Annotated in this window: 16 protein-coding genes; 5 read left to right on the top strand and 11 right to left on the bottom strand. The window is 40.8% G+C overall.

The window, feature by feature from the left end; translation table 11 throughout:
- The first annotated feature begins 120 nt into the window (after positions 1 to 120).
- The gene (locus IGJ45_RS02195) at positions 121 to 477 is read left to right on the top strand and encodes a hypothetical protein (protein WP_003128703.1); all 357 of its coding nucleotides are present in this window, start codon (positions 121 to 123) and stop codon (positions 475 to 477) included.
- A 223-nt stretch (positions 478 to 700) separates the two neighbouring features.
- On the opposite strand, the gene queG is transcribed toward IGJ45_RS02195, so the two are convergent.
- Both queG and rpsN read right to left on the bottom strand, forming a co-directional pair.
- Positions 701 to 1891: a tRNA epoxyqueuosine(34) reductase QueG gene (queG, locus tag IGJ45_RS02190; RefSeq protein ID WP_003128702.1), complete on the bottom strand. Its 1191-nt coding sequence runs from the start codon at positions 1889 to 1891 to the stop codon at positions 701 to 703.
- Between the two features lie 272 nt (positions 1892 to 2163).
- Positions 2164 to 2433 (bottom strand): 30S ribosomal protein S14, encoded by a 270-nt coding sequence (gene rpsN, locus IGJ45_RS02185; RefSeq protein ID WP_003128701.1) that lies wholly within the window; start codon positions 2431 to 2433, stop codon positions 2164 to 2166.
- Positions 2434 to 2708: 275 nt separating this feature from the next.
- Between rpsN and IGJ45_RS02180 the strand changes: the two genes are divergently transcribed.
- Entirely contained in the window at positions 2709 to 5039 is a 2331-nt protein-coding gene (locus IGJ45_RS02180) for an HAD-IC family P-type ATPase (protein ID WP_003128700.1), read from the top strand.
- 155 nt (positions 5040 to 5194) lie between these two features.
- Here IGJ45_RS02180 and IGJ45_RS02175 read toward each other — a convergent pair whose 3' ends face one another.
- From IGJ45_RS02175 to IGJ45_RS02135, 9 genes are all read right to left on the bottom strand, one after another.
- A complete protein-coding gene (locus IGJ45_RS02175; protein WP_003128699.1) occupies positions 5195 to 6232 on the bottom strand; it encodes an amidase family protein in 1038 nt (345 codons plus the stop codon).
- Positions 6233 to 6301: 69 nt separating this feature from the next.
- A complete protein-coding gene (locus IGJ45_RS02170; RefSeq protein ID WP_438768652.1) occupies positions 6302 to 7513 on the bottom strand; it encodes a phosphopentomutase in 1212 nt (403 codons plus the stop codon).
- Positions 7514 to 7517: 4 nt separating this feature from the next.
- Positions 7518 to 8672 carry an alanine racemase gene (locus IGJ45_RS02165; RefSeq protein WP_428266194.1) on the bottom strand — a complete coding sequence of 385 codons (1155 nt, stop codon included), beginning with the start codon at positions 8670 to 8672 and terminating at the stop codon, positions 7518 to 7520.
- Between the two features lies 1 nt (position 8673).
- Positions 8674 to 9027 carry a hypothetical protein gene (locus IGJ45_RS02160; protein ID WP_003128696.1) on the bottom strand — a complete coding sequence of 118 codons (354 nt, stop codon included), beginning with the start codon at positions 9025 to 9027 and terminating at the stop codon, positions 8674 to 8676.
- A gap of 15 nt (positions 9028 to 9042) precedes the next feature.
- Positions 9043 to 9966, bottom strand: a complete 924-nt coding sequence (yhfZ, locus tag IGJ45_RS02155) for a GntR family transcriptional regulator YhfZ (RefSeq protein WP_003128694.1) — start codon at positions 9964 to 9966, stop codon at positions 9043 to 9045.
- A 9-nt stretch (positions 9967 to 9975) separates the two neighbouring features.
- Positions 9976 to 11073 carry an aminotransferase class V-fold PLP-dependent enzyme gene (locus tag IGJ45_RS02150; RefSeq protein WP_005472684.1) on the bottom strand — a complete coding sequence of 366 codons (1098 nt, stop codon included), beginning with the start codon at positions 11071 to 11073 and terminating at the stop codon, positions 9976 to 9978.
- Positions 11074 to 11085: 12 nt separating this feature from the next.
- Complete coding sequence (locus IGJ45_RS02145) at positions 11086 to 11961, bottom strand: phosphotriesterase family protein (protein ID WP_003128691.1); 876 nt, start codon at positions 11959 to 11961, stop codon at positions 11086 to 11088.
- A 13-nt stretch (positions 11962 to 11974) separates the two neighbouring features.
- Positions 11975 to 13291 (bottom strand): YhfT family protein, encoded by a 1317-nt coding sequence (locus IGJ45_RS02140; RefSeq protein WP_003128688.1) that lies wholly within the window; start codon positions 13289 to 13291, stop codon positions 11975 to 11977.
- A 13-nt stretch (positions 13292 to 13304) separates the two neighbouring features.
- Positions 13305 to 13673, bottom strand: coding sequence for a DUF2620 domain-containing protein (locus tag IGJ45_RS02135; RefSeq protein ID WP_005472686.1), 369 nt, complete (start codon positions 13671 to 13673; stop codon positions 13305 to 13307).
- A 376-nt stretch (positions 13674 to 14049) separates the two neighbouring features.
- On the opposite strand from IGJ45_RS02135, the gene dhaM reads away from it, so the two are divergent.
- From dhaM to dhaL, 3 genes are read left to right on the top strand one after another with little or no spacing between them, the layout of a single operon-like run.
- Complete coding sequence (gene dhaM, locus IGJ45_RS02130) at positions 14050 to 14451, top strand: dihydroxyacetone kinase phosphoryl donor subunit DhaM (protein ID WP_003128685.1); 402 nt, start codon at positions 14050 to 14052, stop codon at positions 14449 to 14451.
- Positions 14451 to 15434: a dihydroxyacetone kinase subunit DhaK gene (gene dhaK / locus IGJ45_RS02125; RefSeq protein WP_005472689.1), complete on the top strand. Its 984-nt coding sequence runs from the start codon at positions 14451 to 14453 to the stop codon at positions 15432 to 15434. Before dhaM ends, dhaK begins: the two co-directional genes overlap by 1 nt.
- Before the next feature lie 14 nt (positions 15435 to 15448).
- Positions 15449 to 16048 (top strand): dihydroxyacetone kinase subunit DhaL, encoded by a 600-nt coding sequence (gene dhaL / locus IGJ45_RS02120; RefSeq protein ID WP_003128682.1) that lies wholly within the window; start codon positions 15449 to 15451, stop codon positions 16046 to 16048.
- Positions 16049 to 16095 lie beyond the last annotated feature (47 nt).

The raw sequence follows: 16095 nt of genomic DNA, 5'->3' as shown, positions 1-16095 counted from the left end.
TTCAATTCTTCTTCTCATTTTTTTAACCCCTTTCATCGACCTGCGATCATACTATTTTGCAATCAACCAAATTCCCGCTACAATGAAATGAGAGTCAATTGACAAGAAAGGGGTATCCAAATGGCACAAAAAATTTCATTAGAAAACGTAAAATGGTCATTAGAAGAAATCATTCAGACTGTTGGGACTGATCTATCTTCTGTTGTCGAAATTCAAAATCAAGAAGGAATCGATGTCGTGGTGATTGCCAAAGATGAATGGCAGCACCTCTTAGAACTACTCGATGCGCGCCATGCACAAGGCTATCGAATCGATCAAGAACTGCCAACGGATATATTGATTGACGTTGCTGATAGCGACAACGAATACCAACAAACAGCTGAACTAGAGATGGAATTACCGGAACGTGTCCATCCAGCACCAGACTTTGAATTAGACTCAGAAGAAATCGTTGAAAGCGATGATGTGCTGGATTAAGCTGAAAAAATAGACTACTGTGAAAAATCTTCCCCTAAAAATAGCATCCATTCGACCAATAGCCGAGCAATGTCGGAATACTTCCAGACTTTTCAGGTCATGTCGCATTTGCGGCATAGTTGACGTATTCTAAACATTGCTCGGCTCTTTATTATAAAAAATCGCGTGCTTTAATTTTTTGTACGATTGCTCACGTGCTTATGGAGTTCCGCCTAGCACGCAATCAATCAACTGACTTGTTTTTCCGATCTGCACCGGAGGATGCCACGATCGTTTTTAAGCGTTCGATCGCCGCTTGTAGTTCAACGCGTGCTTCTTCTTCTGGTTCTAGTTCTTCGCATTGCTGTAAGCGTTCTAGCCATTGTTCGGGTTCTTTGATGCCTAATTGTCCAATGGCCCAATAGGCTGTTCCACGGATGACAGGTCGGACGTCTTCTGTCGCACACCGCCAGATGGCTGGCAATGCGGTGCGATCTCCCAGATTTGCTAAGGCAATGATCGCATTACGCTGCAATGGTTTCTTCCCGCGCCAAGAACCAGATAAATGCCCAAACTGATTCTTAAAAGCTTTATTTGATAAAGAAAGCATTGGCTGCAACTTAGGATAAACGGTTTCTACTTCCGGTTCCATTTCCTGATGAAAATGGAAATCCTTGCCTCGATTGTAGGGACAGACCAACTGACAAATATCACAGCCATAGATGACATTATGCATCTTTTTACGATATTCCTCAGGCATCATGCCTTTTGTTTGTGTCTGATAGGAAAGGCAGCGCTGTGCGTTCATTCGCCCATCCCCTAAGAGCGCTTTTGTAGGACAGGCAGTAACACAGCGCATACAATCCCCACAGCCAAAGGGTACCGCTTCATCTGTTTCGAAGGAAATATTGGTGACGATCTCGCCTAAATAAACAAAAGAACCAAATTCTTCCGTGATCAATAAGCCATTGCGGCCAATAAACCCCAAACCAGCACGCTGTGCAACTGCCACATCCACCAGCTCACCGGTATCCACTTGCGGGGCAAACCGCCAGCTTTCTGCTTCTTCCAGATTCTCTGCTTGCGCTTTGATAAACTGGATCAATTTTTCTAAGCGATCACGTAAAATATCATGGTAATCGATCCCCCAAGAGGCGCGGGCAAACATCCCCCGTTTCTCATCTCGCGGCACTTTCTCTTTGATTTTTGTCGGATATGCCAGAGCGATCGCAATGATTGTTTGCGGATTTTCAAAGGTTCTTTCTGGATATATCCGCTCTTCGATCACTTGATGTTCGAAACCAGATGTATGGCCTTTCGCGCGCTGCTCCCTCAACGAGGACTCTAATTCATAAAACGGTTCAGCAGAAGCAAAGCCGATTTTATCAATACCTAAACGCTTGCTTTCTGCGATGATTTTCTCTTTTAAAGACATGATATACTCCTATCCAACATGTGTTCATCAGACCTTCGTCTTTGCTTTTTCTATTATACGAGACCACTTCCGATTAGTCGAATCGCTGCCCTCAAAAAATTCAAACAAAAAACTACCTAAACGCTCGGCGTCTATCTCCCAGTCTTTTTAGGAGATCAGCTGCCTCAGCATTCAGATAGTTTTCCTTGAATACCCCTCCATACAGCGCATTTCTGAGCTATCTAGAAGGGAGATCGTTTGATTGTATTATTTTTGTTACACCTATTAAATGTTTACCAACTAGCTTTTTTTACACCTGGCAATTTGCCTTCATGTGCCAATTGTCGAAAAGTGATCCGTGAAAGACCAAATTTACGCATATAGCCCCGTGGACGACCATCAGTCATATCCCGATTCTTCAAGCGATTCGGATTAGAATCTTTAGGCAATTTTGCTAAAGCTTGGTAATCTTTTGCTTGTTTCAATTGGTAACGGATCTCTGCGTATTGCTCGATCATTGCGGCTTGTTTTTTTGCTTTTGCTTGTTTTGATTTTTTGGCCATTATTTTCTCCTTTGTTTTTTCTATCCATCATTCTAAAAAGAAAAGAAATCAGCTAGCAGAGTCCTCCATTTTCGATTCAAAAACAACAAATCGAAATCATTACTATTTGAGCATTATGACTATATCAAGTTTCTGGGAACAAGTCAATGAAAAGCCCCTTCTTTCGAACAAACCGCTACTGTTTTTTAAGATTTCAATTATTTTTTCATCATTTCTTGCAATGACTTCTTGGCATGCTAGACTAAACAAGGAATCTGATAGAAATGGAGAATTATATGAAGCAAATAGATACGGGACTTACCTCAGAAGAAGTCACACAACGAACCGAACAAGACCAACACAACGATTATGAAACAAAAACATCGAAGTCTACGACAGCAATTTTTAAGGACAATATCCTCACATTGTTCAATTTGCTGAACTTGTTGATTGGTGTCTGTCTTCTGGCAGTTGGCGCCTATTCCAATTTATTTTATCTGGTAATCATTTTGATCAATATCACTGTAGGGATCAGTCAAGAGATCCATGCTCGAAATCTAGTCAAAAAACTCTCGATCATCGCCCAACAAGAAATACGTGTGATACGAGATGGCGTTACACAGTCGGTGGATGCCAAATCCCTGGTCCTTGATGATCTTGTTGTCATTGGTGCAGGAGAACAGATTCCAGCCGACATGGTGGTTTTATCTGGACAAGCCGATGTCAATGAGTCGATGCTGACAGGCGAAGCCGATCTCGTCGTCAAAGAAAACGACGCGACTCTCTTATCTGGCAGTTTTGTCGCCAGTGGAGAGGTCACTGCAAAAGTGATCCGCGTAGGAGCAGAGAATTATGCGGCAAAATTAAGCAATGAAGCCAAAACACATAAACCGCTGCGTTCAGAGCTAGTTTCTTCGATTCGCAAAGTCACAAAATTCACCAGTCTAGTGATTGTTCCATTAGGGGTGATCCTATTTCTACAAGCTTATTTATTTCGTGGTAGTGACTTAAAAGAAGCAGTGATCGTTTCGTCTGCTGCTTTATTGGGAATGCTGCCTAAAGGACTCGTCCTATTGATCAGCATTGCTTTGACCACGGGTGTCATCAAACTAGCCAAAAAAAGGATCTTAGTCCAAGATATGTACGCGATCGAGACACTGGCCCATGTCGATACCCTCTGTTTAGACAAAACCGGCACATTAACGGAAGGTCGATTATCCGTCGAATCGATCCAGCCAATCGATGACACCCAAGATATAACGGCAATCTTAGGTAGTTATTTGGCTGCCAGTACCGACAACAATGTGACGATGCAAGCGTTGCGCCAAACCATCACCGGATCTGATCATTACCAGTCCTTTGCAGCGATGCCGTTTTCTTCTGATCGAAAATGGGGTGCTATCGCATTTCACGAATTAGGGGCAGTCTATCTAGGAGCACCTGAAAAGACGATCGCCAACCAACAGCTGCCGCAAATTCAAGAAGCGCAATCGGCTGGTTTAAGAGTCCTCGTCTTGACTCTTGATCCTCATTATAACGACGCCAATCAGCCCTTTGATCCAGCAAAGGCTGCCCCGCTGGCAGTTCTTGTTCTTGCTGATGTGATTCGGGAAAATGCAGAAAGCACATTGGCCTACCTGTCTGCAGAAGGAGTGGACTTGAAAGTGATCTCGGGTGACAATCCGATCACTGTTGCAGCCATCGCCAAACGCGCCGGATTGCCTAATTCAGAGAACTATATCGATCTTTCCCAACTAACTGAAGAAGCAGACGTTCGTCAAGCTGCCCAAACCTATACCGTTTTTGGGCGAGTGACGCCTCAGCAAAAGAAACTGCTAGTTTCTGAGTTGAAGGCACTAGGCAATACGGTCGCCATGACTGGAGACGGCGTCAATGACGTGTTGGCACTGCGTGAAGCCGATGTCAGTATCGCTATGGCTGCTGGGGACAGTGCGGCTCGTCAAATCGCGAATCTGGTTTTATTAGATTCCGATTTTACGACACTGCCAGCAGCACTCTTTGAAGGTCGCCGTGTCGTTAATAATGTGACGAAAGTATCTGGGATCTTTTTTATCAAAACGATCTACAGTTTCCTATTGTCCTTACTATGTGTTGCCACTTCTACGGCATTTCCTTTTATTCCGATCCAAATCACATTATTGGACCTAGCAATTGAAGGATATCCTTCCTTCTTTCTTTCCTTTGAAGAAGACAAAAAGCGAATCACCGGCCGTTACTTGCCTACCGCATTGCTGCGAGCGTTGCCGAGCGCACTCTTGGTGCTTCTGAATTATTTCGCTGTACAGTTCCTGCAAACTGACTATGGCTGGGAACCAATGACCGCAACTACATTGTTCTATTATCTGCTGATCGGCATCAGTTGTTTAGCTGTGATCCGCAGCTGTTTGCCGCTAAATCCATTGCGCTTATTTTTGATCGTAACCACGATTAGCGGAACATACATCGCCGCAATGCTCTTCCATCACATTTTAGAAGTAGGCTTTTTGACTAGCATCACCTTGCCAATCTTTGTTGGATTGATGGCGATCAACTGCTTATTGCAGTGGGGGCTATCTGCCCTTGCAACACAGATCACCCGCCGGCTAGAGCAAAACGCTACGGCTTGATCCTTTCAATAAAATAAATCCGAACAACGATGATCCCTTCTCCTGATTAAGATACTTATCAACGGTTGTTCGGATTTTTGTTGTTTCCGCTCATAAAATCTTTATTAACTTTCTGTCTTTCCTTAGTAGAAAAGGCGACTAGCAATTTCAGTTCTTCAACTTTGATATCCATGTTCAAAATACTTTTGACTATCAGCAAAATAGGTCTCAATCAAGGGATCCATTTTGCATAGGAGTGCTTTGGCTAAGGTAAATAGAGGCTCAAGATTATTCTCTTTTTTACAAATCAATAGATAGCTAGTCGCTAATTCACTGCTTGGAACAACTAACCCTACTGCTTGACACATATTCACAACCCGAATGTACCCTTTTCCTGCTTGCTGTTGTATTCCCATTGTCCGTTCATCAAAATGACCGAAAACAGTATCCCCGATGCCAAACAAGTCAATGGGTCCTTCTTTGACAACAATCACATCGAAATCAATGAGCATTGCCTGTAACTGTTGAATCAATGTTTCTCGAGAAAAGGTCGTTGCATCTTCAAAGGTTTTGTACATGCATTCGATGGTAGAAATATTAGAAAGTTCTTGGCGCATCTTCACGTCAATTCTATTATCGACCACTACCCTTCTTTTAGGTGTCTGCTTAAACATTTGGGGTAAGCAAAGGTGACAAAGCTGTTCAATCAGTGAGAGCTTTTTACTAATAAACCCTAGCGAGGGTGTAAATGAAATATTATCCGTTGATGTTTTTCTATTTACAGATAGATCAACAAATTGATTTCCAAGATCAGGATGGATAAATCCTACCAAATTTAAGGCAGACGCAGGAGCTAGAACGGATCCGCCCCCATCAGTGCCCAATCCAACATCGTTGATTCCTAGAAAAACATTCAATGCTGTGCCACTAGATGATCCTGACATAAAGCGACCAGTAATGGGGTTCTTCAAATCAAGATCAATCCCTCTGCCGCTAAAACTTGCTTTGTCTAATGTGTGTTGATGAAATCCGTTGCTTGATAAAAACGTTAAAAAGTCAGTCAACATAAATGATACTTGCTTCACTCCTAGATAATAGTCATTGAGTGTATTGATCTGCTTGATCGCATTGGGATAAACAGTTACTACTGAACCACTTGGATTTAACATGCCCAAACTAGTTTTTAGCGCATACTTTTGTACCCTTTCATGCATCCTTATACCTCCTTCCTAAAAAAGACTTGGCATAGCTTTTTATGAAAACAAGCACCCAAGTCTTTTTTATCAATCAAAAATTTCTTTTAAAAAGGAGTCACCATTTTGTGGTGCTGCCACCTTAAAATAGTCAGCAACCGTTGCTCCTACATCCGCTAAGGTCAGCCGCTCACCAATTTTTTTCCCTTGCACCCCCGGGCTATAAATTAATAGCGGGACGCGCTCACGAGTATGATTGCTGTGTCCAATCGTTGGGTCATTGCCATGATCAGCCATCACAATCAATAGATCTCCTTCTCGCATCTCAAGTAACAATTCGCCAATTCTACGATCACTTACTTCCAAACGATCTGCATACTTCTCAGTATCCTCCGCATGCCCCGCTAAATCGGTTTCTTGAATATTCAAAGCAATAAATCCGTGATCAATTGTTTTTACTTCACTCATCAAATTATCAAACAATCCTTCAGAATCAACCCCGGGAAATAGTCGATGACTTTCCGTTTGAATAATATCAGCAATTTTTCCTAGGAAAGATACCGTGATTCCTGCTTTATCCAAGATGGTCGGTGTTTGGACATTTTTGTCAATCCCATACCCCAAGTGAACGACTTGATAGCCATGATTGTAAACACCTGATTCAGGAGCATCCACTCCAGCAATCTCATCATTTTTCACTTTTTTGGCTGATAATAAGTCATCTAAAACAATCTGTTCTCCACCAAAAGTGATCACACGAGAGACTTGAACAACGTCTCTAACCGCTTGTCCTATTTTTTTTAAGTTAGTAAAATCAACTAAATCCAGACAAGCCGATACATTATAGACTTGTCCATAATCAGTTTCCAAGTTATCGCCGACTGTTGCCACCTCGTTGACCACTAAGATTTGAGTCCCTTTCTCACCAACTCGCCGCACTTGATACCCTTGTTTCACTAAATTCTCTTCCACTACATCAATCTTTTGGTTGAATGGCTGAATCAAAGGGATTTTTGGTGTCGTTCCCATAATTTCCTGATGTCCTAAAAAAGAATCCGCACCATAGTGAGCCAAATTACTCGTTCCATAATTTGCTGTTTTAGAAAAATGATGACGTCCAATTTCCTCCCCTAAAGCATTCATTAAGCCTAATTTTTCCATGGTTGGTATTTGAATATTCGGTATGTCTCGAATAATATGTCCAGCTGTCGTACTGCCAATATCACGTGGCCGTACCTCCTGTACATCATTCATAGCACCAACACCAAAACTATCTAATACAATAACGACAAATCTCCCCATATTCTCACCTTCTAATTTGTTTTCCAAGACTGTCATATATTCCTTCAATTCTAGGTTGTCCAGTTTGAATCCCTGACACTACAGCAACATCACTTCTAGTAACAAATATTTGAGTGCGAAATGCCGCAAGTACTGTTGCACCAACTTCATGTGTGAGTTTAGTTGAAAGATAATAATCAATACTATCATTACCAAAAGGTATAACTTCATCTTTTGCTAGCTTCTGGTCGTCAGTAGAAATCATTACGCTTTCTAAATGCCCTCGCCGATAATAACCGCCCCCATAAAAATAACCGTGACCATCTAAGTTATGAGAAATCTCGCTGACATACAATATTGCTGGTTTTTCTGGCAATTCTAGTTGAGCATGTAAGGGGGTCGTCCCTGTTAAAGCATGCCCCGGTTCCCCTTGTGTCCCTCCTAACTCATGGATAAAAGGAATTGTTCGACTACAAGTAGCAGAAGGCATATTTACTTCTTTTATTGCGAAACCAGCCTGTTTAAGAATGGTTATTGCTTTCTTAATTGTTTCAACATTGTGCGTTGGTTGTAACTCAGAAACGCCATCAAAAAGAAAACAAGGAAAGGAAGTAATCCCCCCAACGATAACTCCTTCCTGTTTTACTATTTCAATGACCTTCGTTAATTCATTTAGATGAAATCCTCCAAATTGTCCCTCATAAATTTCGTCGCCTGGTTCAATCACTTTGAGTAGTATTTTTTGCTGGATTCCTAACTCCCTGGCAACAGTCGCGATATTATTGATCATTTCAGTTGAAAAAACAGTGATATAGTCTGTACCATAATCCATAATTTTCTTTAGCAAGTGTTTGGGAATTTGCACAAGATGACCGACATTCCCTAAAGGCAAGCCTTGTTTCATCATCACTAAAGCTTCCTTGTAATCCACCACCACAACTTTTTTAATACCTGCCTCATGAATTTTCTGTGCGACATAAGGGTTTCGCCCAAACTGTTTTGTCATAAAGAACAGTTCGATTTGATTTTTTGTAGCGCTTTCCACTAAAAGCCGAGTATTGTTTTCGATAGCATCAAGATCTAGCACATACGTATCTGGAAGAATTTGTCCTGTTTGATGCAATCTTAATCCGGCTTCTACTAACTGCGGATTTTTGCGCATCGTTACATCTAAGAACATATTACTCCTCCCTTAACATATTAATGATATGCAGATAAAAATAATCTAACTCCGCATCCGCGAATGACTGTTCACTTGTCATTTTTTGTAAGTCTTGCCACAATTCTCTAGAATGAAGATAATGCGGATCACCTTCAATCTCTGCTTGGATGAAAGACTCTAAGCTGTTGACAGTTTCATTATTTTTTCTTCGCATATCTGCCATCGCTAAGTGGGTCAAAAAAACATCAGCTTGTTGCTCTTCTTCAACAATTTCTTTTTCTAATAAATAGGATAAAACGTTAAATACATAATCGTACGTTTCCTGATCAACAATCCCCGAATCTAATAAAACAGTTAATTTATCTCTTATCATGAATAAGCCCCCTTACTAATATTGCGGAATTAATTGTCCTTGGCAAACTGCTTGTTGAATTTGCAGTACTTTCTCTTTATTGATGCTTTTTTGTAGGAAGGCTTTCATTGAAACATCTTCAATATGCGTAATGATTACCGAAGTCCCCATCGCTTTTTCTAACTGATTTTCTTTTAAGGACACATACTGTAACCCTTGCTGATTTTTATCCCTAATTTCATCAAAGTTCCATATCCCAGCATCAATGTGATCATCCTTAAGCGCAGAGATGATTTGATGTCCTTGCATCTCAATAAATTCTACAGGTAAGTCACCAATTATTTCCTTTGTTAGTGCCTGTTGATCTAATGAGCTGTAGTCGATGGCAATTCTCATACCTGATGTAAGAACAGTTTGTCCCTCTTCTTTAAACAACAAGACGTGCTCGCTTAAATATGTCTGTGTCCCAAAATTAACAACTATTTCTAAAGGCTCTCCTTGTTTAATTGCTCGTTGAGCAGCAAATGCTGAAACAACTGCAAAACGATACGTTTTATTTGTAATTGAGCGGATTCTTTCTTTGGAACCTCGAATGTATGCCATATTAAGTTTGATATTATTCTCTTTAAAGACTTCGTAAATTCCTGTTGCTAGCCCTTCATACAATCGTGAATAGGGTAACGTCATTGTTCCTAAAATCGTATCCGATAAAGCGTATTCTTGTAATACTCCATAATCAATGGCTTCAATAAAGGTTCCTAAATGCCCATGACTTTTTAATTGAACTGCCTTTATCTCTTTTAGAAAGGTTAGCGCATTTTGGATCGTCCCTCTCGCAACATCGAAGCGAGTCTGATATTCGCTAACACTAGGTACACGATCCCCTTTTTTTAATTGTAAAAGATCGGATGCTAGAAAGTTAATGACAATTCCTTTTTTCTTTAAAAACTCTTCCCCCATGATTTCTCCTTATCTTGAGGCTCGTTTTACAGATGCTTGCAAGATACGCATAATGGTATCCGTGCCAGATCGATTCGGGTTTATTCGGATCATTGTTGTCTCAGCTTCTGGATCAGATTGCTTGAAGGTACCCGAAACGCGATAAACTAAAGGTGCAAACTCGTATTGTGACTCTGCACCGACTGGATGAGGCAAAGCCCCTAACTTGGTTGCTTCTGTAATAATCGCCTGTGCTATTGGTTCCTTTAATTTTACTACAACAACTTTAGATTGCGCATTGACAATATAGGCTTTTTTAAATTCTGCGATTTCGCCTTCGTTGATTCTTCTACAAACTGCTTCACTTACCTCAGCGGAGATTGCTAAAGCTACTGGTGCATAAATCATTCCTTTAACTACATCCAATGCCTCATGCCCTTGTACCTGTCCACCACCAGAATAATTTTCTTCTCGTAATTTACTAATGTATTCTTTCTCACCAACAATGCATCCAATACCTTCCGGACCAAGCAATTTAAATGTTGAAAAACAGGCTAAGGTGCCACCTAATTGAGAACCTATAGCTTTTGTCTTTAAAGCCGCATAATTATCATCTGTAATAATTGGAATTAGTGGATTCACCCTACGAATAGTGGCAATCAGTTGTGCTAAGTCATATGAATCTGAAATTTTTTGCCTCGTGACTTGGATTAGAACTCCATCAACTTGCCTTTCATTTAAGGCCTGTGTCACACTCGTCTGATCATTAAAGTCAGCATGAATTGTCTGGATTCCCAACATCTCAATTGAAACCTTCGTAGTAGGATAAATGGGGGCATCATGCACTAACAACGTTTTACCAGTTCCTACTGCAGCATGGAGGGCTAGTCGAATAGCATTTGTACCAGATCCGCGAACGAGCATAGCTTGTTCTGATTCAAAAAAATTAGCCAATACTTGCTCAATCTGGTAGGTAGTTTTTGGTTGATTTAGTCCTTTTACTACACCAAGATCCCCTCTTGTTAATAGTTCATCCCCAGGTACAATTCGTGTAATGGCATCAACAAGCTTAAATTGTAATTGTTGTGCTTCTGTCACCGTTAGACTGGTTAAAGGATAAGCTTTCATGATCAATATCTCCTAATCATCCATAAATTTTTTGGGATTTATTCGTAGCATTCGGTCAATAAATGTCTGAGAAACACCATTTTCTAAAGCCATCGGAACAAAGGTATCCAAAAGATAAGAATACCCTATACCACCTTGATAAGACAGATTTGATTTACGCGTGATATCCATTGAAAGGAAGACTTTATCTTGATAGCCACGTTTCTCTATTTCTTTCAGCATTTCAATTCTTAATAAATCTGGCTGATAGTTTTCTTTTCCGATCGTATCAAATTCAACATAAACACCTTCGTCTAGCATTTTTAGAATATAGTCTGTGCTGCCACTTAGATCAACATGGCCGATAACTATTTTTGACAAATCCGCCTGTTGTTCCTTGAAAAAAGCTACCTGCTCATGCCCGTATGTGCCTAATGTTGTATGTGTCGTAATCGGGATCTTAGTCTGTTGTTGGGCAATGACAGCAGCGGTAAATATTTTTCGTTCTCGATCTGTCATCCTGTCCTTGCTCGTACCGATTTCCCCTATAATCCCTGCTTTGATCGTTGTTTCCGCAATTCCTTCTTCGATTTCTTTGATCATTAATGAGGACAATTGATCAATCGATGCTTCTGTCACAAAGCTAGGTAAAAATTTATCCTGATAAAAACCTGTTGCCTGAATAATATTTATTCCAGTTTGTTCAGCCACTTTTTGAACATATAAAGGATTTCTTCGCATATCAAGATTCGTTACATCAACGATATTTCGAACACCTTTATCGTACAAATTTTTGTATTCTGAAACAGTTTCATCAAAGCAATTTAAATTTGTATCATCACTCTTTTTTAATCGAGATAAATCAATCGTTGTGTGTTCATGCATATATGTGATACCTTCAAGAATCATGTACAGCTACCTCCTAGTTCGCTACAACTGGTGCAAATAATCCAACCAGATAAAGGATGTTTACAATTACACCTAAACTAATTGCCGCAATTGGACCAACAGCCAATTCAACCACTGGTTTCTTCGCTTTTCTATTCAATAACATTAAACCAATGACCCAGAAATAACCGATTCCCGGCGCAATTTGTTCAGATGCCATAGCGCCCCCAATCAGTAGTGCTACTTCTAAAACCTTATTCATTGCCGTTCGAATATGCTCACCCATTTCACGAATACCCGGAAACTTATCCAGGGCTTTTGCCATCAAACTCAACAATTGTACTTCAATAAACATTAAAGCTGAACCTACGATAAAAGCCATTATTGGATTATCATGCAATAAAATACCAGCTACAAATACAAAGGTCGTACCAGCTGGACTATAAACTCCCGTTACGATTGCAGTTGAAAACACCAACGGAATAAATCCAATGCCTCGAGCGAAGGCAGCTAATCCAGCCTCACTAAATTTTCCTTCCGAAAGTAAATTTAAAGAAATTGGATCTCCGGCAATAATCATTAAACTAGTTGCTGCTGAGACTAAGCCACCGGTCACTGCTAACCATGCCCAATTTTTTTTAATACGGTTAACACGTTCTAAAAAAACACTGACAAGACTTTCATTTGAGTTGCTTCCATCACTTTTGACCTGAATGGCGTACACAATCATGAAAATCATACCAACCAGTAATGACATTCCCTCCGCACTCAGTGTTAAGGAAGTTCCATTACCTAAATCAAACGTACCAAAGCGCTTCACTGCAAATAAAGTTAATAATGTGGCTGCAAAAGAAATAGCTCCTTTTTTAAATCCATGCTGACTAGCAATTGCGACAGCTGGAAAAATGCTAAAAGAAATAACAACTGGTGTCCCTACCATAGACAAAGAATCCATGAAATTCACGGGCATCATTGCAAATAAATCAACTACCGCCTGCAATCCTAGAACAAGACCAATTCCATACATAGCGCCTATAATTGCCGAAATGATGATACCAGACTTGCCTTCTGGCGCCCAGGATCCGATGATATCCGTCATTAATAAAACACTATGAACCAGTAAAATAGATGCCCCGATGGATACTGGAATACCAAAACCAATAACTAGACCAAAACTCAATGCAAAGCTCGTAGCAGCAATTTCTTTTTTCCCAATCTTTCCTTCTAAAAATTCAGGAACAATTGGTCGTAATCCATCGTTAAATACTGCGATACCTTTATTTGCCAACACTGCACATATTCCACCTAACAACGCGATTGCAACTAACTCAATAATTTTTGATGAATCCATCTTCTTTCCTCCGCTAGATTATAGTTTTTTTCAACTCATCCATGATGATCGGTATAACCGTTTCTTTATGCTGAGCTGTAAAGCCAAAGGCAGTTTTACCTGATTGTACATTCTCACGGATTTCTGCTTCAGGCATTACATTTCCCGGCATTGAAACAGTTACACAATTTTCTCTTCCTAATAGTGCTAAAGCCATTGCTAATGCCCCGCCTCCACCAGTATTACAAGCACCTACATAATAATCTGCCTGCCCAGACTTTACTGCCATAGCCGCATCTAAGTCACTTTTAATGTCAATTTCAAATTGCCCCTCACTAAATTTTTCTACCAAGTCCTTCACTTCATTTTTATCAATCTGACCGCCAATAACAATTTTTTTCATAGAAATCCTCCATTCCCAATATACATTTTTTTGTACATTGAATAACAAAATAATGATTACACTTGGATTGTAATCGGTAACAAACTCAAATGCAAGTACTTTTTTTAAATCCCTATAAAATTTAGGCAAAAAGAAAAGATGCATAGGAGTAATTTTCTATTTATAAACAACTATTTAATCGATTGATCTTCTTACCGTTGCTCAATTCCTCTTTCACGAGTTGTTGTTGATCGTTAAAAACAAATTTAGCTTGTTGTTTGTTTTGCCCCCTCTCAATCGTCATCCATGCAAGTTTTGCGAAATTTGTTATACTTTTAGTGAAGGCGGTTTCGTCTACTGCCGCTGAATCTATTTAAGAAAGCGTTGGTGAATCGAAATGAAGAAAAGTATTTTACTTGTTTCTCACAGTCAACAACTGACAGACGGACTGAAAGCCATGATCGAAGACATGTCGGACAGCGAAACAGTCACTCTTTTTTCATTGGGTGGAACAGCTGAAGGCGAATTAGGGTCTGATCCGACAAAAATCGTTGAAGCGGTCAATCAGTCTCCGGATGCCGAACAGATTCTCGTTTTTGCTGATTTGGGTAGTGCCGTACTAAACGCAGAGCTAGCCTATGATATGTTGGAACCGGAACAGCAAACCCGCTATCACTTGATTGATGCACCGCTTGTAGAAGGTGCTTTTGCCGCAGCAATCACCGCTGGATTCAGTGATGACCTATCCCAGATCACAGCAGAAGCCCAAAAAGCAGCTGAGAAAGGATGGAATCAATAATGAAAAAAATAATCAATGATCCTTCAGCGATCGTCGAAGAAATGCTAGCTGGTCTGGTTGCCAGCTATCCGCAACTGATTCATCAAGTCGAAGACTCCCGAGTCGTAGCAAAAAACGCCACCCACAAACAAGTTGGCTTAGTCTCAGGCGGAGGCAGCGGACACGAACCGGCACACGCTGGGTTTGTTGGTGATGGTATGTTGAGTGCCGCCGTCTTAGGAGACGTCTTCACTTCTCCAACACCAGATCAGATCCTGACTGGGATCAAAGAAGCCGATCAAGGGCAAGGCGTGCTTTTGATCGTTAAAAACTATACGGGAGATATCCTAAACTTTGAAATGGCCAAAGATATGGCTGAGATGGAAGACATCACTGCTGAAATCGTCGTCGTAGATGATGATATTGCCGTCGAGAACAGTACCTATACTGCTGGAAAACGAGGCGTGGCTGGAACCATTCTCGTTCATAAAATTTTGGGTGCTGCTGCTCGTCAAGGACGTTCATTAACTGAATTAAAAGAATTAGGTGAAGCATTAGTTCCGACCATCAAAACCATTGGTGTTGCCTTAAAAGCAGCAACCGTTCCAGAAGTGGGTAAACCTGGTTTTGAATTAGCAGATGATGAAATCGAGTATGGCGTGGGGATCCACGGAGAACCTGGTTATCGCCGGGAAAAATTGAAACCATCGAAAGAGCTAGCCAAGGAATTGGTGGACAAAATTTTAGCTGATTATGAACAAACACCGAAAAAAGTTGGTGTCTTGATCAACGGCATGGGCGGTACACCGCTGATGGAACAGTTCGTCTTTGCCAACGATGTACAGAAATTGCTCGCAGACAAAGACATTTCTGTCACATTCCATAAAGTCGGCAACTATATGACTTCTATCGATATGCAAGGTCTATCATTGACCATGATCGATTTCAGTAACAACGATGCGACGGATGCGCTCAACGAACCTGTTGAAACGATTGCTTGGTAAAGGAGGAATTTTCAATGCAAATGACAACAGAGATGACCCAACAATGGTTAAATGCATTTACAAAAGCCATTGAGGAAAATAAAGGCTATTTAAGTGATCTAGATACCCCTATTGGTGACGGCGATCACGGCAACAATATGGCTCGCGGCGTCGCAGCCTATCAAGAAGCATTTGCAAAACAACAGCCTAAAACAATCACAGACACATTCAAAGTACTCTCGATGGCATTGATTTCTAAAGTTGGTGGTGCTTCAGGTCCACTTTATGGCTCAGCATTCATGAACATGACCAAAGCTACAAAAGAACTGGAAACAATTGATTCGTATGAACAATTAGGAAGCATCATCGAAGAAGGGCTTAATGGGATCAAAGCTCGAGGCAAAGCAGAATTCGAAGACAAAACGATGGTCGATGTCTGGCAACCTGTTGCCGCAGCGTTAAAAAACGGCAGTCTGACTAAAGAACAAATCGAGGAAGCCAAAGAACATACAAAAGACCTAGTCGCCAAAAAAGGCCGTGCTTCTTATTTAGGCGAGCGGGCAATCGGACATATCGATCCAGGTGCCGCTTCCAGTGCATTGTTGTTTGAAACGCTTGTTGCAACGATTGGATAAAGATCCTCATTCCACTTAGGAAAGGCGATACAAAAAACCGAGAGATC

It is taken from the genome of Enterococcus sp. DIV0574 (genome assembly GCF_051711125.1).
Taxonomy (GTDB): domain Bacteria; phylum Bacillota; class Bacilli; order Lactobacillales; family Enterococcaceae; genus Enterococcus_D; species Enterococcus_D gallinarum.
This window is presented reverse-complemented; position numbering and strand designations above follow the sequence as displayed.